Here is a 24779-nt window from a genome sequence, read left to right as displayed (position 1 = left end):
GGGCCCAGCCCCTCACTGCAACGGTATTGCTAAATCGTGCGGCGGCGGGTTAACGCGACACCAGCACCGATCAGAGCCCCAACGATGCCCCACATAATCATCAGGAAAGCACGACGAGGGCTGTCACGTTTTACCGGTTCTTCCGGCGTACGCAAATAACGATAGGTCTGAAAACGCGGATCCAGAGTTGGCCCAACGTTCAGTGTGTTAAGCATGGCTCGGTTTTGGAAGTAGTCCAGATCGAAATCAGGACCAACAGATTGCAGGTTCTCGAGTCGAGCCTGCAGCATAGGTCGTCCAAGCAAAAACAGTTCAGAATCAGGTAATTCTTCAGCAGGAATATCCGTGGAAGTACGCGAAATATTATGCTGTTCAGCAATTTTGAGCGCCTGCTCAATGTTGTGAACACGGCGGGAGAAGATCGATTTCGCCACTTCCTCCTGACGTTTAACCTGCGCCTTCATCTGCACGGTGCGTGCAGCCCAGGCACCCTTCAACTCATCATTCAGATGACGCGCCGCGCGCTGGCTGGCAAACGCGACGTACTGACGCAGCAGATTGTTAGCATCAGGCGCCGTATCGGCAATCAGCTTCACGCTGTCGTTGGTATTACGCACCGCATCGCCAGGCATAAACTGAATGTTATTAATCAGTTCATCCAGCATCGCCGCATCGGCCTTGCTGTTACCGACCATGCGCTGCTTATAGTAATCAGTCTGCTGCCAGAATTCACGACGCGTATCCCAGGAAGCAAGTTGCATGATGAATTCTTTATAGGCTTCATCCATCACCGACGGTTGGTCCGCAGAAGCGAGACTGGCCTTAATATCCAGGTTACGCAAAAACTGCTGCTGAGAGTAAAAACCGCCTAACATATTGACCGTTGGCCGGTCTGAAATCGCCGTGGCGCTCCACTCCTGACGCGCAAAAAACGTATAGGCTAAAGCGAAAATCGCAAAGGCGAGAGCCATACCGACGATCCACACCTTCCCAGCCCACAAGGTACGAAACAACCCACGGATGTCCAGTTCATTTTCAGCGCTCACGGCGTGTTCCCCCGGTAATGGTTGTGTCATCGTACCCTCATTTTATTTGGTTAAGTCTGGTTTGCCTTCACGAACTCTTCGCAATCTGCGCTTCACTCGCTTGATAAATCTCGCTACCTTCCAGGCGCGCTTGATACAGTAACCGTAGAGGCCAAAGGCCAGTAAAAAAAGCAACAACATGGCCCATTCAGGGACTAAGCGAAAATATTCAGCCAACACGCCAATAGACGCCAAAACCGCCGCAGCCAGCGTAATCAGAACAAATGCCTGTCGGGAAGTAAACCCCGCGCGCATCACCAAGTGATGTATGTGTTGACGATCTGCTGAGAAAGGACTCATCCCCTTGCGTAAACGACGGTACATAATTGCCACCATATCCATTAACGGAATGGCAATAATCCACAGGGCCGTAACCGGACTAATAGGATGCGTTGGCCCCTGGGTCGTCTCCAGCAGAATCCAAATCACCGTGAAGCCAATCAACGTACTTCCCGCATCCCCCATAAAGACTTTATAGCGGCGTCCGAGAATACCCAGGTTCAGCAGGATGTAAGGCAGAATGGCGGCGATCATGGCAAAACACCAGATAGCCAGGCTTGTCTGGCCATCGAACCACAGAATAAGTCCCATAGCGGCGAATGACACGCTGGATAGCCCACCGAGCAGACCATCGATCCCATCCACCATATTGAAGGCGTTAATCGCCGCCCAGACGGCAAACAAAGTAAGGAAATAACCAAAAGGACCGAGCACCAGCTCCCAAGGACCAAAAATCCCCCCCAGGCTACTTAAATAAAGATTTCCTTTTGCCATCATAAGAATAGCAATCAAAGCCTGGACAACAGCTCGTATTTTTACACTTATGTCAAAACGATCGTCGAGCGCGCCAACCAGTACCAGGACGCCAGCGCAAAAGAGGTATAACGGAGCATGCGGAATGTAATAATCCGAAAGGCCAAACATAAAATTGATTCCTGCGAACACAGAAATCCCGCCCACTAAAGGAACGATCCCCTGGTGCCTTTTGCGGAAGTTTGGCTTATCCACTAAACCTATTTTTATGGCTATTTTTCGTGCCAAAAAAATGAAAATGGTTGTGAATAAAAAAATACTAATTAGCTCAGATAGTGCAGCAAGAAGATTCACAGTGTATGTGTTCTCAGCATATATCATTTCCTTAAAGTATAATGCGTTACGGCGGCTCCTTGAAGAGAGCGGTTAAAACATTACACTTCCTACCTCTTGTAATTCATGCCGAACATTGTGACGCAACATGGCGCCGATAATAATGACGATTTTATCCGACCGCACGTTAGGATGAATCGTAAAAGCAAAACGCCACGTAAAAACGTGGCGTTTTCAGATGATGCCTGAATCAGGAACGCTTCATCATATCGAAGAAGTCGTCATTGGTCTTGGTCATCGCCAGCTTGTTAATGAGGAATTCCATTGCGTCTATTTCACCCATCGGATGGATGATTTTGCGTAGGATCCACATTTTCTGCAGCTCTTCCTGAGTGGTGAGCAACTCTTCTTTACGGGTACCGGAACGGTTGTAGTCGATAGCCGGGAAGACGCGTTTTTCAGCAATCTTACGAGAGAGATGCAGTTCCATGTTGCCGGTACCTTTAAACTCTTCGTAGATAACTTCATCCATTTTAGAGCCGGTATCGATCAGCGCAGTCGCGATGATGGTCAGGCTACCGCCCTCTTCCACGTTACGCGCCGCACCGAAGAAACGCTTCGGACGATGCAGGGCGTTGGCATCAACACCACCGGTCAGCACTTTACCGGAAGCCGGAACCACGGTGTTGTACGCACGCGCCAGGCGGGTGATGGAGTCGAGCAGAATGATAACGTCTTTCTTGTGCTCAACCAGGCGTTTCGCCTTCTCGATAACCATTTCCGCAACCTGAACGTGACGGGATGCTGGTTCGTCAAAGGTAGAAGCCACAACTTCACCTTTAACCAGACGCTGCATCTCGGTCACTTCTTCCGGACGTTCGTCAATCAGCAGCACCATCAGCACACAGTCCGGATGGTTGTAAGCAATGCTCTGCGCGATGTTCTGCAGCAGCATGGTTTTACCCGCTTTCGGCGGAGCAACAATCAGACCACGTTGGCCACGACCGATCGGCGATGCCAGATCCAGTACACGCGCCGTTAAGTCTTCAGTAGAACCGTTACCACGTTCCATACGCAGACGAGAGTTTGCGTGCAGCGGCGTTAAGTTCTCAAAGAGGATTTTGTTACGGGCGTTTTCTGGTTTGTCGTAGTTAACTTCGTTAACTTTCAACAGCGCAAAGTAGCGTTCACCTTCTTTCGGCGGGCGAATCTTACCAGAGATGGTATCACCAGTGCGGAGGTTGAAACGGCGGATTTGGCTGGGAGAAACGTAGATGTCATCAGGACCGGCGAGGTAGGAGCTGTCTGCAGAGCGGAGGAAACCAAATCCATCCTGCAATATCTCCAGCACACCGTCACCAAAGATATCTTCGCCACTCTTTGCGTGCTGCTTCAGGATGGCAAAAATAATGTCCTGCTTGCGCATACGAGCCAGGTTTTCAAGGCCCATATTTTCGCCGAGAGTGATCAGCTCAGAAACCGGCGTATTCTTTAATTCGGTAAGATTCATAATGGTGTGAGTTCTTAAACTTGGGGTAAATCTCGAACTTAATGTTGTGAATGGTATGGCAGGGTCATCCATGCCTGTTTACGGCCATCAAACTCATGTCTGTTCGCTGTCTGGTCACAGGAAAGTACGCAGAACTGAAACGACAAGACGGATTGAGCGATAAGCCAGGAATCTGTCCACTTCCTGCGCGAGAAACAACGGGAAGTATTGGATATAACTAGATTCAAACTTAATAAGGTATGTTTAATACGAAGTCAACACTAACTTAGCACGACTCAAGTCGGGCGTCCAGTCATCCGAATCATTTCGAAGTATGGTCGCCCGATCATGAGACTTCCTTACGCTAAATTAGCGTCGAGGAATTCTTTCAACTGACCTTTGGACAGTGCGCCGACTTTAGTCGCCGCAACTTCGCCGTTTTTGAACAGCAGCAGGGTCGGGATGCCACGGATACCATACTTCGGCGCGGTGCCTGGGTTTTGGTCAATGTTCAGTTTAGCAACCGTCAATTTGCCCTGATATTCGTCAGCGATTTCATCCAGAATTGGAGCGATCATTTTGCACGGACCGCACCACTCTGCCCAGAAATCAACGAGGATAGCTCCGTCCGCTTTGAGTACATCCGTGTCAAAACTGTCGTCAGTCAGGTGAATAATTTTATCGCTCATATTAACTCCACAGGAATAAGCCTGGTGCGTTGGTGTACCCTTAATCAACGACGTGTTGATGTAGCATTAACCAACTAAAGGTTGACTTTATTTCACCGGATACGCTTTCGTAAAGCAATAGTAAGCTGATATTCTACCACACTATGAGCAAAACACATTTAACAGAACAGAAGTTTTCCGACTTCGCCCTGCACCCAAAGGTGATCGAAGCCCTTGAAAACAAAGGGTTTCATAACTGCACGCCCATTCAGGCCCTCGCGCTGCCGCTAACGCTGGCAGGTCGTGATGTTGCAGGGCAGGCGCAAACCGGTACCGGAAAAACGATGGCGTTCCTGACGTCAACGTTTCATTATCTTCTCTCTCATCCCGCGATTGACGATCGCAAGGTGAACCAACCGCGTGCGTTAATTATGGCGCCAACGCGTGAGTTAGCCGTGCAGATCCACGCCGACGCCGAGCCGCTGGCACAGACCACCGGTCTGAAATTAGGCCTGGCTTATGGCGGCGACGGTTACGATAAACAGCTGAAAGTGCTGGAAAGCGGCGTCGATATTCTTATCGGCACGACCGGTCGTCTTATCGACTATGCAAAACAGAACCACATTAACCTGGGCGCGATTCAGGTCGTGGTGCTGGATGAAGCAGATCGTATGTACGATCTGGGCTTTATTAAAGATATCCGTTGGCTGTTCCGTCGTATGCCGCCAACCACCCAACGTCTGAACATGCTGTTTTCTGCAACCCTCTCTTACCGCGTTCGCGAACTGGCGTTTGAACAGATGAATAACGCCGAGTACGTTGAAGTCGAACCGGAACAGAAGACAGGTCATCGTATTAAAGAAGAACTCTTCTATCCTTCCAACGAAGAAAAAATGCGTTTGCTACAAACGCTGATTGAAGAAGAGTGGCCAGATCGCGCTATCGTCTTTGCTAACACTAAGCATCGTTGTGAAGATATCTGGGGTAGTCTTGCCGCCGATGGTCATCGCGTTGGTCTACTGACCGGTGACGTAGCGCAGAAAAAACGTCTGCGTATCCTTGATGAGTTCACTCGTGGCGATCTGGATATTCTCGTTGCGACTGATGTCGCCGCGCGCGGTCTGCATATCCCAGCCGTAACGCATGTATTCAACTATGACCTGCCGGATGACTGTGAAGATTACGTTCACCGTATCGGTCGTACCGGCCGTGCTGGCGCGAGCGGTCACTCGATCAGCCTGGCCTGTGAAGAATACGCGCTGAATTTACCCGCTATCGAGACCTATATTGGCCACTCGATTCCGGTTAGTAAGTACAACCCGGATGCGCTGATGACCGATCTGCCGAAGCCGTTACGTTTAACGCGCCCACGCACTGGCAATAGCCCACGTCGTACCGGTGGTGCTCCGCGTAATCGTCGTCGTTCAGGTTAACGTAAGATATGCTCACAACCACTTCGCTGTACGCCGCAATCGATTTAGGCTCGAATAGTTTTCATATGCTGGTTGTGCGCGAGGTGGCGGGAAGCATCCAGACGCTCACGCGTATTAAACGCAAGGTGCGTCTGGCCGCTGGACTCAACAGCGACAACGTTCTCTCCGCTGAAGCCATGGAACGCGGCTGGCAATGCCTGCGCCTGTTTGCTGAACGCCTGCAGGATATCCCGCAACCGCAAATCCGTGTGGTCGCCACGGCAACATTGCGCATCGCGGTAAACGCCGATGTCTTTATCGCTAAAGCGCAAGAGATCCTCAGCTGCCCAGTCCAGGTCATCAGTGGTGAAGAAGAAGCGCGTCTGATTTATCAGGGTGTTGCTCACACCACTGGCGGTGCCGATCAGCGTCTGGTCGTTGATATTGGCGGCGCCAGTACCGAACTGGTTACCGGCTCAGGTGCCCAAACAACCTCCCTGTTCAGCCTGTCAATGGGCTGTGTCACCTGGCTTGAACGGTACTTCACCGATCGTAATCTGGCACAAGAAAACTTTGACGAAGCCGAGAAAGCGGCTCGTGAAGTTTTGCGCCCCGTCGCCGACAAACTGCGTTTTCATGGCTGGAAAGTTTGCGTCGGTGCCTCCGGTACCGTCCAGGCGTTGCAGGAAATCATGATGGCGCAGGGTATGGATGAGCGCATTACGCTGGCCAAACTTCAACAGCTTAAGCAACGTGCTATTCACTGCGGTCGCCTGGAAGAGCTGGAAATCGAAGGGTTAACGCTGGAACGCGCGCTGGTTTTCCCCAGCGGATTGGCCATTCTGCTCGCCATTTTCACTGAGTTGAATATTCAATGCATGACCCTGGCCGGCGGCGCACTGCGTGAAGGTCTGGTTTACGGTATGCTACACCTGCCTGTCGATCAGGATATTCGCAGCCGCACGCTGCGTAATATTCAGCGTCGCTTTATGGTCGACACCGATCAGGCGAACCGCGTTGCACAGTTGGCTGTACATTTATTCGTTCAGGTGAAAGATGAGTGGCATCTTGAGGCCATTAGCCGCGAACTGCTGCAAAGTGCCTGTCAGTTGCATGAAATAGGGCTGAGCGTGGAATATAAGCAGGCTCCGCTGCATGCCGCCTGGCTGGTGCGTAATCTCGATCTTCCGGGCTTTACTCCCGCACAGAAAAAACTGTTAGCCACGCTGTTACTCAACCAGAGCAATCCTGTCGATCTCTCTTCGCTGCACCAGCAAAACGCTGTGCCACCGCGCATTGCGGAGCACCTTTGCCGTTTACTACGTCTGGCGATCATCTTCGCCGCACGCCGTCGCGACGATTTAGTGCCACACATCATCCTGCAAGCTCAGGATGAAAATCTGACGCTAACGTTGCCGGAAGGCTGGCTGGAACATCATCCATTAGGTAAAGAGTTAATCGATCAGGAAATCCAGTGGCAAAGCTATGTCCACTGGCCTCTGGACGTTCATTAACGCGGAATAGGCTACTTCAGCCCACTGGCTAAAACCCATCCTTCAGTCACCTTATGCGTCACCGGATGGGTATAGCGAACAAAGGAAAAGCCCGCGTACGCAGACCGATTTACCATCTGAACTTTGTCGTCAGCAATGATGAATGAATTATCTTCGCGAAGGCAGGCTTTATCCGGCGCATCATAGAAATAGAGGCGCGGTTGAGTCTGAGCGACTTTACGCTCAACAAACTCTTCCGGCGCAGGATTCTTTAACCCCGATTTATCCCTGGCATCGTTGCATACCAGATCGACCGCCTCCAAATGATTGGCCTCTATCCAACCAACGTAACCACCGTATCCTGCCAACAAATAACCATGTGAATCGTTACCCCGCACAGACTCATAAAACTTTTGCGTTTCTTCATCCCGGGCAATGCTGAACCCCGTTCTGGATACGATATCACCGGGTACGATAAAAATTGATTCACTGCGGCACTGCGCTACCGGAGCGGCATAGAACCAGGCGCGAGACTTACCCGTCAACGCATAACGCGGGAAATCAATGGTGGCATCCAGTTTCAGTTTCTGATTTAAATCCTGACATTCCCGCATACGGGTTAAACATTGTTGAAAGTGTTTGCCTTTTTGCGGGTCAAATTGCAGTTGTTCATCATTAATGTCCGTCAGGATATTTTTAGCCGGATGATAAGTCACCCAGCCAAGATGCCCGGCTCCGGGGGTATCCGGGGTGCTTTTTTTCCGCCGATCAAACAATTGGAGCATAACGTTACTCTCATCATCTTCTTCGGCTTCAATACGTAAATCTTTCGCACCAACATGCTCTGCAATCATTAATGGCTGATTACTGCTGGCAACCATATTCACCATCGACACAGAACAATAGTCAAAAAACTCAAATCTATCTGTTGCAGACGCCGTTGCGGTATAGAACATCCCTGACAAAATGACCAATACAAACTTCAACATCTCATCAACCTCCCTGTTGTGCTGGCTGCCGGATGACGCTGATACGCCCTGGAAAATATCTACTTCTCTTTTGCTTTCGCCATCATCGCCCGAATATTGGCGATGCTGGCCTGTCCCTTTTGCATCCGCTCCTCGGCGCTTACCACTTTACGCTCCTGTTCCCAGATAACGTCATCTTGTGGCAGTTCCAACAAGAATCGGCTCGGTTCTGGTCTCACCAGCTCACCGTACTGGCGGCGCTCTTTGCACAGCGTGAAGATAAGTTCTTTCTGCGCACGCGTAATTCCGACGTAAGCCAGACGACGCTCTTCATCGATGTTGTCTTCATCAATGCTGCTCTGGTGCGGCAAAAATCCTTCTTCCATTCCCACCATAAACACGTAAGGGAACTCCAGCCCCTTTGAGGCATGCAGCGTCATCAACTGCACCTGATCCAGCTCTTCTTCGCTCTCTCCGCGCTCCATCATGTCGCGCAGGGTAAAGCGGGTAACGACCTGAGTCAGGGTCATGGGTTCTTCCAGCTCACTGCCTTCCAGCATCTCCGTCATCCAACTGAACAGGGTGTTGACGTTTTTCATACGCATCTCTGCCGCTTTCGGGCTCGGCGAGGTTTCATACAGCCAGGATTCATAATCAATGCCGTGGATCAAATCGCGCACGGCGGCAACCGGCTCGCGCTCCGCCAGGCGTTGGATTTCACCCAGCCAGTGCGTAAAACGGGTCAGAGAATCATACCCACGTCCGGTCAGTGTCTGGCTAAGCCCCATATCAAAGCTGGCGGTAAACAGGCTTTTGTTGCGGGTCATCGCCCATTCACCGAGCTTTTGCAGCGTGGCAGGACCGATTTCACGTTTTGGCGTGTTTACGATGCGTAAAAATGCGCTGTCGTCATCCGGATTGCTCAGCACACGCAGGTAGGCCAGCAGATCTTTAATCTCCGGACGCGAGAAGAACGACGTTCCACCAGAAATTTTGTACGGGATGCGGTTCTGCATCAAAAATTTTTCAAATACCCGCGACTGATGATTACCGCGATACAGGATGGCGTAGTCTTTATATTGCGTCTTGTTCACAAAGTGATGGGCAATTAATTCCCCGGTGACGCGTTCCGCTTCATGCTCTTCATTATTCGCACTCAGCACCTTCAGCTCAGCCCCATAGCCCAGCTCGGAGAAAAGCCGCTTTTCAAAGACGTGCGGGTTGTTAGCAATGAGAATGTTCGCCGCCTTCAGGATACGCCCGGAGGAACGGTAGTTTTGCTCCAGCTTCACCACCTGTAGCGCCGGAAAATCTTTGCTTAGCAGTACCAGGTTCTGCGGACGCGCGCCGCGCCAGGAGTAAATAGACTGATCGTCATCACCCACCACGGTAAAGCGCGCACGTTGCCCCACCAGCAGCTTCACCAGCTCGTACTGGCTGGTGTTGGTATCCTGGTATTCATCCACCAGCAGGTAGCGGATTTTGTTCTGCCAGCGCTCGCGCACCTCTTCATTACGCTGAAGCAGCAGCGTCGGCAGTAGGATCAGATCGTCAAAGTCCAGCACGTTGCACGCCTTCATATGCGCGTCGTACAGGCCATAGCAGTGAGCAAAAATGCGATCGCGCTCGCCTTTCGCACTGGCCGCCGCCTGTGCCGGGGTCATCAGATCGTTTTTCCAGTTGGAGATCGTCGAGATCAGCTGTTGAAGAATAAGTTTATCGTCTTCAATTAACCCTTCGGTCAGTTCCTTAAGCAGGGCCACCTGATCGGTATCGTCAAATAACGAGAAGTTCGACTTCATCCCCAGCGCCGCATATTCGCGCTTTATGACGTCCAGTCCCAGCGTGTGGAATGTGGAGATCATCAGCCCACGCGCCTCTTTACGACCCAGCGTTTGCGCCACGCGCTCTTTCATCTCGCGCGCAGCCTTATTGGTAAAGGTCACGGCCGCAATATGGCGTGCCTGATAACCACATTCACGGATCAGATGTGCGATTTTGTTAGTGATAACACGCGTCTTGCCGGAACCCGCCCCCGCCAGCACCAGGCAAGGTCCGGTGACGAATTCGACGGCTTGTTGTTGTCCGGGGTTCAAACGCATAAAGGGTCACTCATGAAAGTCGGGAGGGGAGAATAACAGCGTGGTAGTATAGCCAGCCTTAACCACCCCACTCAAGGCACGATCATGGCAAAAACAGCAGCAGCAGTGCATATCCTTGTTAAAGAAGAGAAACTGGCACTGGATCTTCTGGAACAGATTAAAAACGGCGCCGACTTCGGCAAACTGGCGAAGAAACACTCTATCTGCCCATCAGGCAAACGCGGCGGTGATTTAGGCGAGTTCCGCCAGGGACAGATGGTTCCGGCGTTCGATAAAGTCGTCTTCTCTTGCCCTGTACTGGAGCCGACCGGCCCGCTGCATACCCAGTTCGGTTATCACATCATTAAAGTGCTATACCGTAACTAATAAAAAGCCCGGAGTATCAACCTCCGGGCTTTTTTGCCTGATAGCGTTATGCTTATCCAGCTACGGCAATGCGCTTCATATCGGTCATGTAGCCACGCAGTTTCTGGCCTACTTTCTCGATTTCATGGCTACGGATCGCGTCATTCACGTCGCGCAGCTGCGCGTTGTCTACCGCGCCTTCGGCAATCGCTTTGCCCAGGTCGCCAGTCTGCAGAGTCGTCATGAACTCTTTCAGCAGCGGTACGCAAGCGTAAGAGAACAGGTAGTTACCATATTCTGCTGTATCGGAGATAACCACGTTCATCTCGTACAGACGCTTACGAGCGATGGTATTCGCGATCAGCGGCAGCTCGTGCAGCGATTCGTAGTAAGCGGATTCTTCGATAATGCCGGAATCGACCATGGTTTCGAACGCCAGCTCAACGCCTGCTTTCACCATCGCGATCATCAGTACACCTTTATCGAAGTACTCCTGCTCACCGATTTTACCTTCAAACTGTGGGGCGGTTTCGAACGCGGTTTTGCCGGTCTCTTCACGCCAGGTCAGCAGTTTCTTATCATCGTTGGCCCAGTCAGCCATCATGCCGGAAGAGAATTCACCGGAGATAATGTCGTCCATGTGCTTCTGGAACAGCGGCGCCATGATCTCTTTCAGCTGCTCAGAGAGCGCGTAAGCACGCAGTTTCGCTGGGTTGGACAAACGGTCCATCATCAGGGTGATCCCACCCTGCTTCAGCGCTTCGGTGATGGTTTCCCAGCCGAACTGAATCAGTTTTTCCGCGTAAGCCGGGTCGGTCCCTTCTTCCACCAGCTTGTCGAAGCACAGCAGAGAACCGGCCTGCAACATGCCGCACAGAATGGTCTGCTCACCCATCAGGTCAGATTTCACTTCCGCCACGAAGGAGGATTCCAGCACGCCCGCACGGTGACCGCCGGTGGCTGCTGCCCACGCTTTGGCGATAGCCATGCCTTCGCCTTTCGGATCGTTTTCCGGGTGAACGGCGATCAGGGTCGGAACGCCGAAACCACGTTTGTATTCTTCACGGACTTCGGTGCCCGGACACTTCGGCGCCACCATCACTACGGTGATGTCTTTACGGATCTGCTCGCCCACTTCCACGATGTTGAAACCGTGGGAGTAACCCAGCGCCGCACCGTCTTTCATCAGCGGTTGTACGGAACGTACCACGTCAGAGTGCTGCTTATCCGGGGTCAGGTTAACCACCAGGTCAGCCTGCGGGATCAGCTCTTCATAGGTCCCGACTTTGAAGCCGTTTTCGGTCGCTTTGCGCCAGGAAGCACGCTTCTCAGCAATCGCTTCTTTACGCAGGGCATAAGAGATATCCAGACCGGAGTCACGCATGTTCAGTCCCTGGTTAAGACCCTGTGCGCCACAGCCGACGATGACCACTTTTTTACCCTGAAGGTAGCTTGCGCCATCGGCGAATTCGTCGCGGCCCATAAAGCGACATTTGCCCAGCTGTGCCAACTGCTGGCGCAGGTTCAGTGTATTAAAGTAGTTAGCCATGGTGGTGTACTCCGTGATGTTGTGTTGTGGTGCTTATTATTCGGTTCGCGTTTCAGCGGGATTAGACTCACATTACAACAGGAAATTTATTGCGGAAATTGATATATTCACAACGTCACATTGCAATATCTGCAACGTCAAAATAAAGAGGCTCGCCGGTGGATTTACGCGATCTGAAAATGTTCCTGCATCTGGCAGAAAGTCGCCATTTTGGCCGCAGCGCGCGGGCGATGCACGTCAGCCCTTCCACGCTTTCGCGCCAGATCCAGCGCCTGGAAGAAGACCTCGGCCAGCCGCTGTTTGTGCGCGATAACCGTACGGTCACCCTGACCGAAGCAGGTGAAGAGCTGCGCGTATTCGCCCAGCAGACACTGCTGCAATACCAGCAGCTGCGCCACACCCTCGATCAACAGGGACCGTCGTTGTCTGGCGAGTTACATATCTTCTGCTCTGTCACCGCCGCGTACAGCCACCTGCCGCCAATCCTCGACCGCTTCCGCGCCGAGCATCCTTCGGTGGAAATCAAGCTCACCACTGGCGACGCCGCCGATGCGATGGACAAAGTGGTCACCGGCGAGGCCGATCTGGCGATTGCCGGTAAGCCCGAGATGCTGCCCGGCGCGGTGGCGTTTTCGATGCTGGAGAATCTGACGGTCGTATTGATCGCCCCGGCACTGCCCTGCCCGGTGCGTAATCAGGTTTCTGTCGAGAAACCCGACTGGTCGACGGTGCCGTTTATCATGGCCGACCAGGGGCCGGTACGCCGCCGCATTGAGCAGTGGTTCCGCCGCCACAAAATCAGCAACCCATCGATTTACGCCACGGTGGGTGGTCACGAAGCGATGGTCTCGATGGTGGCACTCGGCTGCGGCGTGGCGCTATTACCGGAAGTTGTGCTGGAAAACAGCCCGGAGCCGGTGCGTAATCGCGTGATGATTTTAGAGCGCAGCGACGAGAAAACACCGTTCGAGCTGGGGGTCTGCGCGCCGAAAAAGCGGCTGCATGAGCCGCTAATTGATGCGTTCTGGAAAATTGTTCTGGAGCGTAAATCCACCGAGTAGCGCCAGCATCAGGCCTAAAATCAGTGGTAGATTCAGTATTGGCACTCCTTTTCTGTATAATGTCACGTGCCATAATAGATGTGGGGGGCTTGTTAACCATTACGTTTAGCAAGCCAGAACAGACGGTGTCATTGCGCACTTGACAGCGAAAATACAAACTTAATTAGCCATCATTATGATAATCAAACCAAAAATTCGTGGATTCATCTGTACAACGACCCATCCGACTGGCTGCAAAGTCAATGTGGAAAAACAGATCGATTATGTGAAGAAAAACGGGAAAATCGCTAACGGCCCTTCCCGCGTGCTGGTCATCGGTGCTTCCACCGGTTACGGTCTGGCGTCCAGAATTTCCGCCGCCTTTGGCAGCGGTGCCGCCACTATCGGCGTATTTTTCGAAAAACCAGGCACGGAAACCAAACCGGGTTCCGCGGGCTGGTATAACTCTGCAGCCTTCGATGAAGCCGCTAAGCGCGAAGGCCTGTACGCCAAAAGCATCAACGGCGACGCGTTCTCCGACGAGTGCCGTGATGAAGTCATCAAACTGATCAAAGAAGACCTGGGTCAGATTGATCTGGTGGTTTACTCGCTGGCTTCCCCGGTGCGTAAAATGCCGAAAACCGGTGAAATCGTCCGTTCGGCGCTGAAGCCAATCGGTGAGGTTTACACCTCTAAAGCGATTGATACCAACAAAGATCAGATCATCACCGCCAGCATTGAGCCGGCAACGGAAGAAGAAGTTCAGAACACCGTTTCTGTGATGGGCGGTGAAGACTGGGAACTGTGGATGGGCGCGCTGAGCGAAGCGGGCGTGCTGGCTGATGGCGTGAAAACCGTGGCCTACTCCTACATCGGAACCGACCTGACCTGGCCAATCTACTGGCACGGCGCGCTGGGCAAAGCAAAAGAAGACCTCGACCGCGCGGCAGGTGCGCTGCGTGATCAGCTGGCTCCGCTGCACGGTTCTGCGAACGTTGCCGTACTGAAATCCGTGATCACTCAGGCATCTTCTGCGATCCCGGTAATGCCGCTGTACATCTCTATGGTCTTCAAACTGATGAAAGCGCAGGGGATTCATGAAGGCTGTATCGAGCAGATCAACCGTCTGATGACCACCAGCCTGTACGGCGACAAAGTGGCGCTTGATGACAACCAGCGTATCCGTATGGATGACTGGGAACTGCGCGAAGACATTCAGCAGGCATGTCGCGATCTGTGGCCGCTGATCACCACCGAAAACCTGGCGCAAGAAACTGACTATGCAGGGTACAAGCAGGAATTCCTGAACCTGTTCGGTTTTGGCCTCGACGAAGTGGATTACGATGCTGACGTGAACACCGAAGTCGAATTCGACGTCATCACGCTGTAATTTGCAGATACAGTTGCAAAAAGGGTTCATGTGAAAACATGAACCCTTTTTTAATGGCGACTGCTAACCCGCGAGGAAAAAACGGAACGCCGGGTTATGCGTTTCATCATGACAATCATAGCCCAGTTCGTTCAGCCGCGTTTCGAAATCAGGCTCGTGCTCACCCAACTCAAACGCCGCCAGTACACGACCGTAATCGGTGCCGTGACTGCGGTAGTGGAATAATGAAATATTCCAGTGCGTACCCAGGGTATGCAGGAATTTGAGCAACGCCCCTGGCGATTCGGGGAATTCAAAGCTGAACAGACGTTCCTGCAAGGGTTTCGACGGACGGCCGCCAACCATATAGCGCACGTGCAGCTTCGCCATTTCGTCGTCAGACAGATCCACCACGCTGTAACCGCCGTCACTAAGCAACTGGAGGATTTCTTTACGTTCTTCCAGACCACGACTCAGGCGTACGCCGACAAAAATGCAGGCATCTTTGGCATCGGCAAAGCGGTAGTTAAACTCGGTCACCGAGCGTCCACCCAGCAACTGGCAGAACTTGAGGAAGCTGCCTTTTTCTTCCGGGATAGTGACTGCCAGCAGCGCTTCGCGCTGTTCTCCCAACTCACAGCGTTCAGACACGTAGCGCAGGCCGTGGAAGTTAACGTTCGCACCTGACAACACATGTGCCAGTCGTTCACCGCGAATATTGTGCTGGGCGATGTACTTTTTCATCCCTGCTAATGCCAACGCCCCGGAAGGTTCCGCCACCGCACGCACGTCTTCGAACAGGTCTTTCATTGCCGCGCAGATTGCATCGCTATCAACGGTAACGATGTCGTCGAGGTATTCCTGGCACAGACGGAAAGTTTCATCGCCGATACGCTTCACCGCCACACCTTCAGCAAAGAGACCCACACGCGGAAGATCGACCGGTTGTCCGGCATCCAGCGCCGCTTTCAGGCAGGCGGAATCTTCAGCTTCCACGGCAATCACTTTGATCTGTGGCATCAGCTGTTTGATCAACACCGCCACGCCTGCCGCTAATCCGCCGCCGCCTACCGGGACAAATACGCGGTCGAGGTGAGCATCCTGTTGCAATAACTCCAGCGCCAGCGTGCCCTGCCCGGCAATCACCATCGGATGGTCAAACGGCGGAACCCAGGTAAAACCCTGCTGCTGCGACAGCTCAATCGCTTTGGCTTTGGCTTCATCAAAATTCGCGCCGTGCAACAGCACTTCTCCACCGAAGCCGCGTACGGCATCAACTTTGATATCGGCGGTAGCCGTTGGCATGACAATCAGTGCCTTCACGCCTAATCGCGCAGAAGAGAACGCGACACCTTGAGCATGATTACCCGCCGATGCGGTGATGACCCCATGCGCTTTTTGCTCTTCGGTCAGGCCCGCCATCATGGCGTAGGCTCCACGCAGCTTGAAGCTGTGAACGGGTTGACGGTCTTCGCGCTTGACCAGAATCACGTTATCGAGGCGCGAAGAGAGCTTTTCCATTTTTTGTAGCGGCGTTACCTGCGCCGCTTCGTATACCGGCGCACGCAGTACCGCTCTGAGATACTCAGCGCCCTCAGGAGCACCGGATAGAGGTTGTGAATCCGCCATGATCATTATCCCCCGAGTTTTGACTTATCGCGCACCGCGCCTTTGTCGGCGCTGGTTGCCAGACTGGCATAGGCGCGTAGCGCAAAAGAAACCTGACGCTGACGATCTTTAGGCGTCCAGGCTTTGTCACCGCGTGCTTCCTGCGCTTCGCGACGCGCAGCGATTTCCGCATCACTTAGTTGTAACTGGATACCGCGATTCGGGATATCAATAGCAATCATGTCGCCATCTTCGATGATCGCAATGTTGCCACCGCTGGCCGCTTCCGGGGAAACGTGGCCGATAGACAGGCCGGATGTGCCGCCGGAGAAACGTCCGTCGGTGATCAACGCACAGGCTTTGCCAAGGCCCATCGATTTCAGGAAGGTGGTTGGGTAGAGCATTTCCTGCATGCCCGGCCCGCCTTTCGGTCCTTCGTAACGAATGACAACCACGTCGCCCGCCACCACTTTGCCGCCAAGGATCGCCTCAACCGCGTCATCCTGGCTTTCGTACACTTTCGCCGGGCCGGTAAATTTCAGGATGCTGTCATCCACACCTGCGGTTTTCACGATACAGCCGTTTTCCGCGAAGTTACCGTAGAGTACCGCCAGACCGCCGTCTTTACTGTAAGCGTGTTCCAGCGAACGGATACAGCCTTCGGCACGATCGTCATCCAGCGTGTCCCAGCGGCAGTCCTGCGAGAACGCCTGGGTGGTACGGATGCCCGCCGGGCCAGCGCGGAACATTTTTTTCACCGCATCATCTTTGGTCAGCATCACATCATACCGATCAAGCGTTTGCGGCAGAGTCAGTCCCAGCACGTTTTTCACGTCACGGTTCAGCAGCCCGGCTCGGTCCAGTTCGCCTAAAATACCCAGTACGCCGCCTGCGCGGTGCACGTCTTCCATATGGTATTTCTGCGTGCTCGGCGCCACTTTACACAGCTGTGGGACTTTGCGGGACAGCTTGTCGATATCACTCATGGTGAAGTCGATTTCCGCTTCCTGTGCGGCCGCCAGCAGGTGCAGAACGGTGTTGGTGGAGCCGCCCATGGCGATATCCAACGTCATGGCATTCTCAAACGCCGCCTTGCTGGCAATGTTGCGCGGCAGCGCAGAAGCATCATCCTGCTCATAGTAGCGTTTAGTCAGCTCAACGATGCGTTTACCCGCGTTAAGGAACAACGTTTTACGGTCGGCGTGAGTCGCCAGCAGCGAACCGTTACCCGGCTGCGATAAACCCAGCGCTTCGGTCAGACAGTTCATGGAGTTTGCGGTGAACATCCCGGAGCATGAGCCGCAGGTCGGACAGGCAGAACGTTCAACCTGCTCGCTCTGCGAGTCGGAAACTTTCGGGTCAGCGCCTTGAATCATCGCATCAACCAGGTCGAGCTTGATAATTTGGTCAGAGAGCTTGGTTTTCCCGGCTTCCATCGGGCCGCCGGAAACAAAGATCACCGGAATGTTCAGGCGCAAGGAGGCCATTAACATCCCCGGGGTAATTTTGTCGCAGTTAGAGATACAGACCATCGCATCGGCGCAGTGAGCGTTAACCATGTACTCAACGGAGTCAGCGATCAGCTCGCGCGACGGCAGTGAATACAGCATGCCCCCGTGGCCCATGGCGATACCATCATCCACAGCAATGGTGTTGAACTCTTTTGCCACACCGCCTGAGGCTTCGATTTGTTCGGCAACCAGCTTACCGAGATCGCGCAGGTGGACATGGCCCGGCACAAACTGGGTAAAAGAGTTCACCACAGCAATAATCGGTTTACCGAAATCATCATCGGTCATCCCGGTGGCGCGCCACAGTGCGCGGGCACCCGCCATATTGCGGCCGTGGGTGGTGGTAGCAGAACGATACTTAGGCATGCTTGATTAACTCCCGTCTGTCTAATAATTGGGACGGTGCGTGCCGTCCCAAATTTATGTTTATTGATTAACCTGATCCAACCAGCCGTATTTATCTTCCGTTTCACCGGTGAAGAGGCCAAAGAAGGCCTGCTGGATGCGTTTGGTGACCGGACCACAGCGGCCTTCGCCCACCTGGATACCATCGACGCTACGTACTGGGGTGATTTCGGCCGCAGTACCGGACATAAATACTTCGTCGGCCAGGTACAGCGATTCACGGGAAAGCACCTGCTCACGCACTTCAATATTGAGATCTTTCGCCAGCTTAATGATCGCGTCACGGGTGATACCCGGCAGGGCGGAAGAAGTAAATGGCGGAGTAAATAAAATGCCGTCTTTTACTTCAAACAGGTTTTCGCCCGCGCCTTCTGAGATGTAGCCATTCACATCCAGCGCAATACCTTCCTGGTAGCCATGACGACGCGCTTCGCTACCCACCAGCAGTGAAGACAAATAGTTACCACCAGCCTTGGCAGCGGTAGGGATAGTATTCGGTGCAACGCGGTTCCAGGAAGAAACCATCGCGTCGATCCCCTGTTCCAACGCTTCAGCTCCGAGGTAAGCCCCCCACGGGAATGCGGCGATAATCACATCAGTGGTGTAACCCGCTGGCGGGTTAACGCCCATCCCTACATCGCCAACAAACACCAGTGGACGGATATAAGCGCTGGTCAGGTTGTTTTTACGAATCACTTCGCGGCACGCTTCCATCAGCTCATCAACGCTCTGAGATACCGGAAAACGATAGATCTTGGCTGAATCACGCAGACGCTGCATATGTTCACGATGACGGAACACCACCGGCCCTTTGTGAGAATCGTAGCAACGAATACCTTCAAATACGGAAGTACCGTAGTGCAGCGCGTGGGACATCACGTGGACCTTCGCGTCTTCCCAACGAATCATCTCGCCATTAGACCAAATGTAATCAGCTTTTTTCGTCGTCATTTTTCTTCCTTTTGCGCTCAGGCGCGGATTTGTTGTGATGTGGTTGTGCTCTGACAGATGGCAACATGTGCAACATCCACCAGTTTACTTAACTGACTAAACAGTAAGTCGACCGACCGGGGGCTGGCAACGGTCAATTCGATATTTATATTCTGCGCATCGCTGGCGGCTTCCATATTCATGGAGCACACCTGAAAACCACGATGGCGTACCACGCGTAAAACACGTTCTAACGTTTCCGGATTGAAACGAGCCTCAACGGCGACCTGATGTTGCATCATGATAATTTCTCCAGCATTTCTGAGTTGCTGGCGCCAGGTGGCACCAGAGGCCAGACATTCTCAAGTTCGTCGATTGAGACATGAAGCAGATATGGCCCCTCGCTGTTCAGCATGGTGTCGAGTGCCGCTTCAACCTGGTCTTTACGGGTGATGTGCTGGCCAGGTATGCCGAAAGCGCTGGCCAACATGAGGAAATCGGGGTTATCGGTAAGGGTAGTTTCGCTATAACGTTCCTGAAAAAACAGCTGCTGCCATTGTCGCACCATGCCTAACCGCTGGTTGTCGAGTAAAACTATCTTCAGTGGCAACTGCTTGCGTTTTACGGTGCCCAGCTCCTGTACATTCATCATGAAGGAACCGTCACCGGAGATACAGATTACCGTATCATTCGGGCGAGCAACCTGCGCGCCAACCGCAGCAGGCAAGCCAAAGCCCATCGTACCCAAGCCGCTCGACGTGATAAAATTTTCCGGGCGGGTGTAGGTCATATGCTGTGCCGACCACATCTGATGCTGACCAACATCCGTTGTTACTACGCTGTCGGCTGGTTTGCGGTCTGAAAGCTGTTTCAGCAATAACGGCGCATAAATAGCTTCGCCCGGATGGTCATAGCGCCAGGTATGCTCTGTGCGCAGCTCAGCACTGTACTGACGCCATTCGTCAATCTTCAACGGTTGCTGTAATGCCGGCAGCAACGCATTTAAATCGCCTTGCAGCGCCACGTGCGCCTGGCGCAGTTTATTCATTTCCGCCGGGTCGATATCCATGTGGATCACGCTGGCGTTCGGTGCGAAAGTATTCAGCTTACCGGTCACCCGGTCATCAAAACGTGCGCCAACTGCAATCAGTAAATCACACTCTTGCACCGCGAAATTTGCAGCTTTAGTACCGTGCATTCCCAACATACCCAAATAGTATGGGTAGTTAGCATCTACTGCGCCCAGGCCTTTCAGCGTACAGGCGACCGGCATTTGGGTAAGCATAATAAACTCACGCAGGGCCGGAACTGCCTGCGCCATGCCTACGCCGCCACCTACGTACAGGATCGGTTTTTGCGCCTGCGCCAGCATGTTACGCGCCTGCTCAACATCAGCGTGCGGGAAAGCCTCAACGTTTTCGACGGTCGTAAAATATGGCTCCAGCGAACCGCTGGCTAATTGGATGTCTTTTGGGATATCAACCAGAACCGGGCCCGGACGACCGGAATTCGCCACGGCGAAAGCCTCAGCCATGATGCGCGGCAGTTCTTCCAGTGATTGCACCAGAAAACTGTGTTTGGTGCAGGACAGAGACATACCCAGAACATCCACTTCCTGGAATGCATCCGTTCCGATGAAAGGTGATGCCACCTGACCGGTGATCGCCACCACAGGAACAGAATCTAACAGCGCATCGGCAAGTCCGGTGATCAGGTTAGTAGCACCAGGACCGGAAGTGGCGATACAAACGCCGGTTTTACCCGTCGCTCGGGCATAGCCAATCGCCGCCATCGCTGCGCCCTGCTCATGTCTGCACAACAGGTGTTCTACGCCGCCGTCATACAGCGCATCGTAAACCGGCATAATTGCGCCACCGGGATAACCAAAGACGGTTTGAACCCCTTGTGCACGCAACGCATGTACCACCCACTGTGCCCCATTCATAGTTACATCCCCGCCGTAAATCTTGAGAAACAGAATTTTATGCTGATATTCACTTTCTGCTCCTCGTTTAAGTTTTTAAGGTCAAAAAAAACCCCCGAACCTTTCGGTGCGGGGGTCTTAGTTCGTTAAGGCTTGTTTTCTAAGCCTTTCCTCGTCCAAGTGCAGCCCCGCACGGTGGGATAATAATCACCACCACGCTAATCACGACCAGGCTAATCACTCGTAGAAGGGCTGTCATTTTTGTATTTTCTTGCATCTTGTTCGAAGGAATACCTAAAGAGTTACCATAGAATTTGCAAATGACACAAGATATTTTTTTATTCGTTTTTCTGACGCCATTAACGGTTTAGATAAATATCGTTGTTTTTTATACAAAAAATCAAAAATGAAAATATTTCACGTTTCAGGTAATTCTCAGCAGCCCGATCCCCAATAAAAAGTCTATTCAAAAGCATTTGCGGGCGTCATCCCAGACTAGATGCAACTTATTGTGAATTACACTAAAACACATGAATCAGCACCTAAAAGGCGTAATTATGTAAAATCTTGCCGCGATGTATTGCGACATAATACTGTCATCAGGAGGCATTATGTCACTATCGATCATTCATACACGCGCCGCGTTGGGCGTAAATGCACCCGCCATTACTGTCGAGGTACATATCAGCAACGGCCTGCCCGGTTTAACCATGGTGGGGCTGCCGGAAACGACGGTGAAAGAGGCTCGCGATCGGGTACGCAGTGCGATAATTAATAGCGGGTATGAATTCCCGGCAAAGAAGATAACCATAAATCTCGCTCCAGCCGATCTTCCGAAAGAAGGGGGGCGATATGATTTACCTATCGCTGTTGCGCTTCTGGCCGCTTCTGAGCAGCTTACAACCCATAATCTCGATGCATATGAGCTGGTCGGTGAATTAGCGCTTACAGGCGCGTTACGCGGCGTTCCCGGCGCGATATCAAGCGCAACCGAAGCCATTCGTGCAGGCAGGAGAATTATTGTCGCCACAGAGAATGCCGCTGAAGTTGGACTGATACACGGCGAAGGATGCCTGATCGCAGATCACCTGCAGACCGTATGCGCATTTCTCGAAGGTAAGCACGATTTAGACAGGCCCTCAACCGCAGATTTTACGCCCGACGCATTCGCCGACGACCTGAGCGATGTTATCGGCCAGGAACAGGGTAAACGCGGGCTGGAGCTTACCGCAGCTGGCGGTCATAACCTCTTGCTCATTGGCCCGCCGGGTACGGGCAAGACCATGTTGGCCAGTCGCCTCAGAGGTCTGCTCCCACCGCTTAGCAACGATGAAGCGCTGGAAAGTGCTGCGATACTCAGTCTGGTTAATTCCGAAACGATACAAAAACAATGGAAGCAACGCCCTTTTCGTTCACCACATCACAGTGCTTCATTAACGGCCATGGTCGGTGGAGGCTCTATTCCTGCACCAGGCGAGATCTCTCTGGCGCATAACGGCATACTGTTTCTGGATGAACTACCCGAGTTTGAACGGCGTACGCTGGATGCCTTGCGCGAACCCATCGAGTCCGGGCAGATCCATCTATCCCGCACCAGAGCAAAAATAACCTATCCCGCGCGCTTTCAACTTATAGCAGCGATGAATCCAAGCCCTACAGGCCATTATCAGGGGAATCATAATCGCTGTACTCCAGAACAGACGCTGCGCTACCTCAATCGACTGTCAGGACCATTTCTCGATCGCTTCGACCTCTCCCTCGAAATCCCCTTACCACCGCCCGGCATACTCAGTCAGAGCGCAGTGAAAGGGGAAGATAGTGCAACGGTTAAGCAACGCGTTATAGCAGCACGAGAGCGTCAGTATCTGCGGCAAAATAAGTTAAACGCGCACCTGAACAGCCAGGATATTCATAAATACTGCCCACTGCACAGCGACGATGCTCAATGGCTGGAAGAAACGCTCGCGCATCTCGGATTATCTATCCGCGCCTGGCTGCGTCTGATAAAGGTCGCTAGAACGATTGCGGATATAGAACAATGTGATCGCATCTCTCGCCAACACTTACAGGAAGCCGTTGGATACCGGGCGATAGACAGGTTACTCATTCATTTGCAGAAACTACTGGCATAAAAAAAGGGCTTTCGCCCTTTTTTTATTAATCATCAGATTCAGTGTAGTCTTCTGCGCCTTCCACCTGAGGTTTCCCACCAGAAAGCGTGTGGAAGCGTTTTGGACGCTTAATACGCGTCATGTATTTAGACCACACGCGTTCAGCTTCAGTAACCGGCTCACGTTCACCACGGCATACCGCAACAAACAGTTTCTCTTCTTCAGTTACCGGCTCACGCTTACCCAGATCCAGCTCGTTGAAAGCATAACCGTGACGCTCAAGCAGTTGTGCTTCTTTAATGGTGAAATCACCATGACGGGAGAATCCGCGGGGATAATATTTATTATCGAAATATCGATTAGTCGTCGTAAAGCTTTCCGCCATCCTGCACGCTCCTAATTCTTTGGCCGAGCTATTTATGGCGCGGAGTATTAGTTACGCTTGACAGAGCGTCAAACAAAAGATTTAAATCATAACGACAAATTATTTTATGGAGCGAGTTGTGGATACGGAATTGTTAAAAACTTTCCTGGAAGTTAGCCGGACACGCCACTTTGGCAGGGCTGCTGAAGCGCTCTATCTGACCCAGTCAGCGGTTAGTTTTCGGATCAGACAGCTGGAAAATCAATTGGGTGTAAACCTGTTCACTCGACACAGAAACAATATCCGTTTGACCGCCGCAGGTGAAAAATTATTGCCTTACGCTGAAACCCTGATGAATACGTGGCAAGCAGCACGTAAGGAAGTTGCGAATACCTCGCGGCATAACGAGTTTTCTATCGGCGCCAGCGCATCTCTCTGGGAGTGCATGCTTAATGACTGGTTGAGACGTTTATATCAATCTCAGGAGCCACAGTCCAGCCTGCAGTTTGAAGCGAGGATCGCTCAGCGCCAGTCATTGGTAAAACAGCTTCATGAACGACAGCTTGATCTACTGATTACGACCGAAACGCCCAAAATGGACGAATTTAGCAGCCAACTGTTGGGATATTTCACGCTGGCGCTCTATTGTAGTTCTCCATCGCAAACCAAAGATGAACTGAATTATCTACGTCTGGAATGGGGACCCGATTTTCAACAACACGAAGCGGGATTGATCGCGGGAGATGAAGTGCCGGTACTCACTACCAGTTCAGCTGAACTGGCCAGGCAACAGCTTTCTGTGATTAAGGGCTTTAGCTGGCTTCCTGTCAACTGGGCCAAAACCAAAAGCGATCTCCATACGGTTACCGACAGTACAACACTATCTCGCCCTTTATATGCAGTTTGGCTGCAAAACAGCGATAAACATGCACTGATCTGCGATCTATTGAGAACAAATATTCTGGAAGATTAAGGTAAATACTGGCAAGGATGCCGGGAGTAAAAACAGAAGGAAGACAATGTTGAATTGCACGAAAAAAAAATCCTTAGCAAGAATGCTAAGGATTGTTTCTGGCAGGGGCGGAGAGACTCGAACTCGCGACACCCGGTTTTGGAGACCGGTGCTCTACCAACTGAGCTACGCCCCTAAATTTTCTTATCATTAAGCCTGCTTGATAGCAGGCTTAATTTTCTAATAAGTGGCGGAACGGACGGGACTCGAACCCGCGACCCCCTGCGTGACAGGCAGGTATTCTAACCAACTGAACTACCGCTCCACCGAATTTCTTTGTCACTACCCGGATTATTCATCCCGGTTTA

Annotated in this window: 22 protein-coding genes and 2 tRNA genes; 7 read left to right on the top strand and 17 right to left on the bottom strand. The window is 52.3% G+C overall.

Going from position 1 to position 24779, the window contains the following annotated elements:
• Positions 1-29 precede the first annotated feature (29 nt).
• The 5 genes from wzzE to trxA all read right to left on the bottom strand — a co-directional run bounded on the left by wzzE (position 30) and on the right by trxA (position 4349).
• Complete coding sequence (gene wzzE, locus ACU8YC_RS22940; protein ID WP_446895778.1) at positions 30-1076, bottom strand: ECA polysaccharide chain length modulation protein; 1047 nt, start codon at positions 1074-1076, stop codon at positions 30-32.
• A gap of 12 nt (positions 1077-1088) precedes the next feature.
• Positions 1089-2219, bottom strand: coding sequence for a UDP-N-acetylglucosamine--undecaprenyl-phosphate N-acetylglucosaminephosphotransferase (gene wecA / locus ACU8YC_RS22935; RefSeq protein ID WP_247605080.1), 1131 nt, complete (start codon positions 2217-2219; stop codon positions 1089-1091).
• Positions 2220-2421: 202 nt separating this feature from the next.
• Positions 2422-3681, bottom strand: coding sequence for a transcription termination factor Rho (rho, locus tag ACU8YC_RS22930; protein ID WP_002437993.1), 1260 nt, complete (start codon positions 3679-3681; stop codon positions 2422-2424).
• A 64-nt stretch (positions 3682-3745) separates the two neighbouring features.
• Positions 3746-3889, bottom strand: a complete 144-nt coding sequence (locus ACU8YC_RS22925) for a hypothetical protein (protein ID WP_252839018.1) — start codon at positions 3887-3889, stop codon at positions 3746-3748.
• 130 nt (positions 3890-4019) lie between these two features.
• The gene (gene trxA / locus ACU8YC_RS22920; protein WP_001280776.1) at positions 4020-4349 is read right to left on the bottom strand and encodes a thioredoxin TrxA; all 330 of its coding nucleotides are present in this window, start codon (positions 4347-4349) and stop codon (positions 4020-4022) included.
• 143 nt (positions 4350-4492) lie between these two features.
• Here trxA and rhlB point away from each other — a divergent pair, with 143 nt between their 5' ends.
• A complete protein-coding gene (gene rhlB / locus ACU8YC_RS22915; protein ID WP_423390995.1) occupies positions 4493-5761 on the top strand; it encodes an ATP-dependent RNA helicase RhlB in 1269 nt (422 codons plus the stop codon).
• An 8-nt stretch (positions 5762-5769) separates the two neighbouring features.
• Positions 5770-7254 (top strand): guanosine-5'-triphosphate,3'-diphosphate diphosphatase, encoded by a 1485-nt coding sequence (gppA, locus tag ACU8YC_RS22910; protein WP_278238711.1) that lies wholly within the window; start codon positions 5770-5772, stop codon positions 7252-7254.
• Between the two features lie 11 nt (positions 7255-7265).
• Here the strand turns inward: gppA and ACU8YC_RS22905 are convergent, their stop codons facing one another.
• The gene (locus tag ACU8YC_RS22905; RefSeq protein WP_151217277.1) at positions 7266-8222 is read right to left on the bottom strand and encodes a hypothetical protein; all 957 of its coding nucleotides are present in this window, start codon (positions 8220-8222) and stop codon (positions 7266-7268) included.
• Between the two features lie 59 nt (positions 8223-8281).
• Positions 8282-10303, bottom strand: coding sequence for a DNA helicase Rep (gene rep / locus ACU8YC_RS22900; RefSeq protein WP_187254142.1), 2022 nt, complete (start codon positions 10301-10303; stop codon positions 8282-8284).
• Between the two features lie 84 nt (positions 10304-10387).
• On the opposite strand from rep, the gene ppiC reads away from it, so the two are divergent.
• Entirely contained in the window at positions 10388-10669 is a 282-nt protein-coding gene (gene ppiC, locus ACU8YC_RS22895; protein ID WP_003017999.1) for a peptidylprolyl isomerase PpiC, read from the top strand.
• Between the two features lie 52 nt (positions 10670-10721).
• On the opposite strand, the gene ilvC is transcribed toward ppiC, so the two are convergent.
• Complete coding sequence (ilvC, locus tag ACU8YC_RS22890; RefSeq protein ID WP_151217281.1) at positions 10722-12197, bottom strand: ketol-acid reductoisomerase; 1476 nt, start codon at positions 12195-12197, stop codon at positions 10722-10724.
• A 158-nt stretch (positions 12198-12355) separates the two neighbouring features.
• Here ilvC and ilvY point away from each other — a divergent pair, with 158 nt between their 5' ends.
• Both ilvY and fabV read left to right on the top strand, forming a co-directional pair.
• The gene (gene ilvY, locus ACU8YC_RS22885; RefSeq protein WP_446895777.1) at positions 12356-13258 is read left to right on the top strand and encodes an HTH-type transcriptional activator IlvY; all 903 of its coding nucleotides are present in this window, start codon (positions 12356-12358) and stop codon (positions 13256-13258) included.
• 175 nt (positions 13259-13433) lie between these two features.
• Positions 13434-14627, top strand: a complete 1194-nt coding sequence (fabV, locus tag ACU8YC_RS22880) for an enoyl-ACP reductase FabV (protein ID WP_446895776.1) — start codon at positions 13434-13436, stop codon at positions 14625-14627.
• Positions 14628-14690: 63 nt separating this feature from the next.
• On the opposite strand, the gene ilvA is transcribed toward fabV, so the two are convergent.
• The 6 genes from ilvA to ilvL form a co-directional block, all read right to left on the bottom strand.
• Positions 14691-16235 (bottom strand): threonine ammonia-lyase, biosynthetic, encoded by a 1545-nt coding sequence (gene ilvA, locus ACU8YC_RS22875; RefSeq protein ID WP_151217287.1) that lies wholly within the window; start codon positions 16233-16235, stop codon positions 14691-14693.
• 5 nt (positions 16236-16240) lie between these two features.
• Positions 16241-18091 carry a dihydroxy-acid dehydratase gene (gene ilvD, locus ACU8YC_RS22870; protein WP_003844609.1) on the bottom strand — a complete coding sequence of 617 codons (1851 nt, stop codon included), beginning with the start codon at positions 18089-18091 and terminating at the stop codon, positions 16241-16243.
• Positions 18092-18151: 60 nt separating this feature from the next.
• Positions 18152-19081 carry a branched-chain amino acid transaminase gene (locus ACU8YC_RS22865; RefSeq protein ID WP_151217290.1) on the bottom strand — a complete coding sequence of 310 codons (930 nt, stop codon included), beginning with the start codon at positions 19079-19081 and terminating at the stop codon, positions 18152-18154.
• Between the two features lie 17 nt (positions 19082-19098).
• Entirely contained in the window at positions 19099-19362 is a 264-nt protein-coding gene (gene ilvM, locus ACU8YC_RS22860) for an acetolactate synthase 2 small subunit (protein ID WP_003018017.1), read from the bottom strand.
• Positions 19359-21005 carry an acetolactate synthase 2 catalytic subunit gene (gene ilvG / locus ACU8YC_RS22855; protein WP_210905541.1) on the bottom strand — a complete coding sequence of 549 codons (1647 nt, stop codon included), beginning with the start codon at positions 21003-21005 and terminating at the stop codon, positions 19359-19361. The genes ilvM and ilvG overlap by 4 nt, the downstream gene beginning before the upstream one ends.
• A gap of 139 nt (positions 21006-21144) precedes the next feature.
• Positions 21145-21243, bottom strand: a complete 99-nt coding sequence (gene ilvL, locus ACU8YC_RS22850; RefSeq protein WP_001311244.1) for an ilv operon leader peptide — start codon at positions 21241-21243, stop codon at positions 21145-21147.
• A gap of 352 nt (positions 21244-21595) precedes the next feature.
• Between ilvL and ACU8YC_RS22845 the strand changes: the two genes are divergently transcribed.
• On the top strand, positions 21596-23116 hold the full coding sequence (locus ACU8YC_RS22845; protein ID WP_187260247.1) for a YifB family Mg chelatase-like AAA ATPase: 1521 nt from the start codon (positions 21596-21598) through the stop codon (positions 23114-23116).
• Positions 23117-23141: 25 nt separating this feature from the next.
• Here ACU8YC_RS22845 and maoP read toward each other — a convergent pair whose 3' ends face one another.
• Complete coding sequence (gene maoP, locus ACU8YC_RS22840; protein WP_003018025.1) at positions 23142-23480, bottom strand: macrodomain Ori organization protein MaoP; 339 nt, start codon at positions 23478-23480, stop codon at positions 23142-23144.
• A gap of 106 nt (positions 23481-23586) precedes the next feature.
• Here maoP and hdfR point away from each other — a divergent pair, with 106 nt between their 5' ends.
• Positions 23587-24432, top strand: coding sequence for an HTH-type transcriptional regulator HdfR (hdfR, locus tag ACU8YC_RS22835; protein WP_151217296.1), 846 nt, complete (start codon positions 23587-23589; stop codon positions 24430-24432).
• 99 nt (positions 24433-24531) lie between these two features.
• On the opposite strand, the gene ACU8YC_RS22830 is transcribed toward hdfR, so the two are convergent.
• Both ACU8YC_RS22830 and ACU8YC_RS22825 read right to left on the bottom strand, forming a co-directional pair.
• Positions 24532-24607, bottom strand: a tRNA-Trp gene (locus tag ACU8YC_RS22830).
• Between the two features lie 52 nt (positions 24608-24659).
• Positions 24660-24736 (bottom strand) — tRNA-Asp (locus tag ACU8YC_RS22825).
• Positions 24737-24779 lie beyond the last annotated feature (43 nt).

The sequence above is a fragment of the Citrobacter sp. VF227 genome (genome assembly GCF_052950715.1).
The sequence above is the reverse complement of the archived record's forward strand: the minus strand, read 5'-3'. Positions and strand labels throughout refer to the sequence as shown.

Bases quoted from the DNA above. Each gene is read 5' to 3' on its own strand.
- ilvA (WP_151217287.1), bottom strand. From the start codon at position 16,235: ATGGCGGATTCACAACCTCTATCCGGTGCTCCTGAGGGCGCTGAGTAT.
- wzzE (WP_446895778.1), bottom strand. From the start codon at position 1,076: ATGACACAACCATTACCGGGGGAACACGCCGTGAGCGCTGAAAATGAA.
- trxA (WP_001280776.1), bottom strand. From the start codon at position 4,349: ATGAGCGATAAAATTATTCACCTGACTGACGACAGTTTTGACACGGAT.
- ppiC (WP_003017999.1), top strand. From the start codon at position 10,388: ATGGCAAAAACAGCAGCAGCAGTGCATATCCTTGTTAAAGAAGAGAAA.
- ilvM (WP_003018017.1), bottom strand. From the start codon at position 19,362: ATGATGCAACATCAGGTCGCCGTTGAGGCTCGTTTCAATCCGGAAACG.
- ACU8YC_RS22865 (WP_151217290.1), bottom strand. From the start codon at position 19,081: ATGACGACGAAAAAAGCTGATTACATTTGGTCTAATGGCGAGATGATT.
- ACU8YC_RS22845 (WP_187260247.1), top strand. From the start codon at position 21,596: ATGTCACTATCGATCATTCATACACGCGCCGCGTTGGGCGTAAATGCA.
- ilvL (WP_001311244.1), bottom strand. From the start codon at position 21,243: ATGACAGCCCTTCTACGAGTGATTAGCCTGGTCGTGATTAGCGTGGTG.
- hdfR (WP_151217296.1), top strand. From the start codon at position 23,587: ATGGAGCGAGTTGTGGATACGGAATTGTTAAAAACTTTCCTGGAAGTT.
- rep (WP_187254142.1), bottom strand. From the start codon at position 10,303: ATGCGTTTGAACCCCGGACAACAACAAGCCGTCGAATTCGTCACCGGA.
- ilvC (WP_151217281.1), bottom strand. From the start codon at position 12,197: ATGGCTAACTACTTTAATACACTGAACCTGCGCCAGCAGTTGGCACAG.
- maoP (WP_003018025.1), bottom strand. From the start codon at position 23,480: ATGGCGGAAAGCTTTACGACGACTAATCGATATTTCGATAATAAATAT.
- rho (WP_002437993.1), bottom strand. From the start codon at position 3,681: ATGAATCTTACCGAATTAAAGAATACGCCGGTTTCTGAGCTGATCACT.
- wecA (WP_247605080.1), bottom strand. From the start codon at position 2,219: ATGATATATGCTGAGAACACATACACTGTGAATCTTCTTGCTGCACTA.
- rhlB (WP_423390995.1), top strand. From the start codon at position 4,493: ATGAGCAAAACACATTTAACAGAACAGAAGTTTTCCGACTTCGCCCTG.
- ilvD (WP_003844609.1), bottom strand. From the start codon at position 18,091: ATGCCTAAGTATCGTTCTGCTACCACCACCCACGGCCGCAATATGGCG.
- fabV (WP_446895776.1), top strand. From the start codon at position 13,434: ATGATAATCAAACCAAAAATTCGTGGATTCATCTGTACAACGACCCAT.
- ilvG (WP_210905541.1), bottom strand. From the start codon at position 21,005: ATGAATGGGGCACAGTGGGTGGTACATGCGTTGCGTGCACAAGGGGTT.
- ACU8YC_RS22905 (WP_151217277.1), bottom strand. From the start codon at position 8,222: ATGTTGAAGTTTGTATTGGTCATTTTGTCAGGGATGTTCTATACCGCA.
- gppA (WP_278238711.1), top strand. From the start codon at position 5,770: ATGCTCACAACCACTTCGCTGTACGCCGCAATCGATTTAGGCTCGAAT.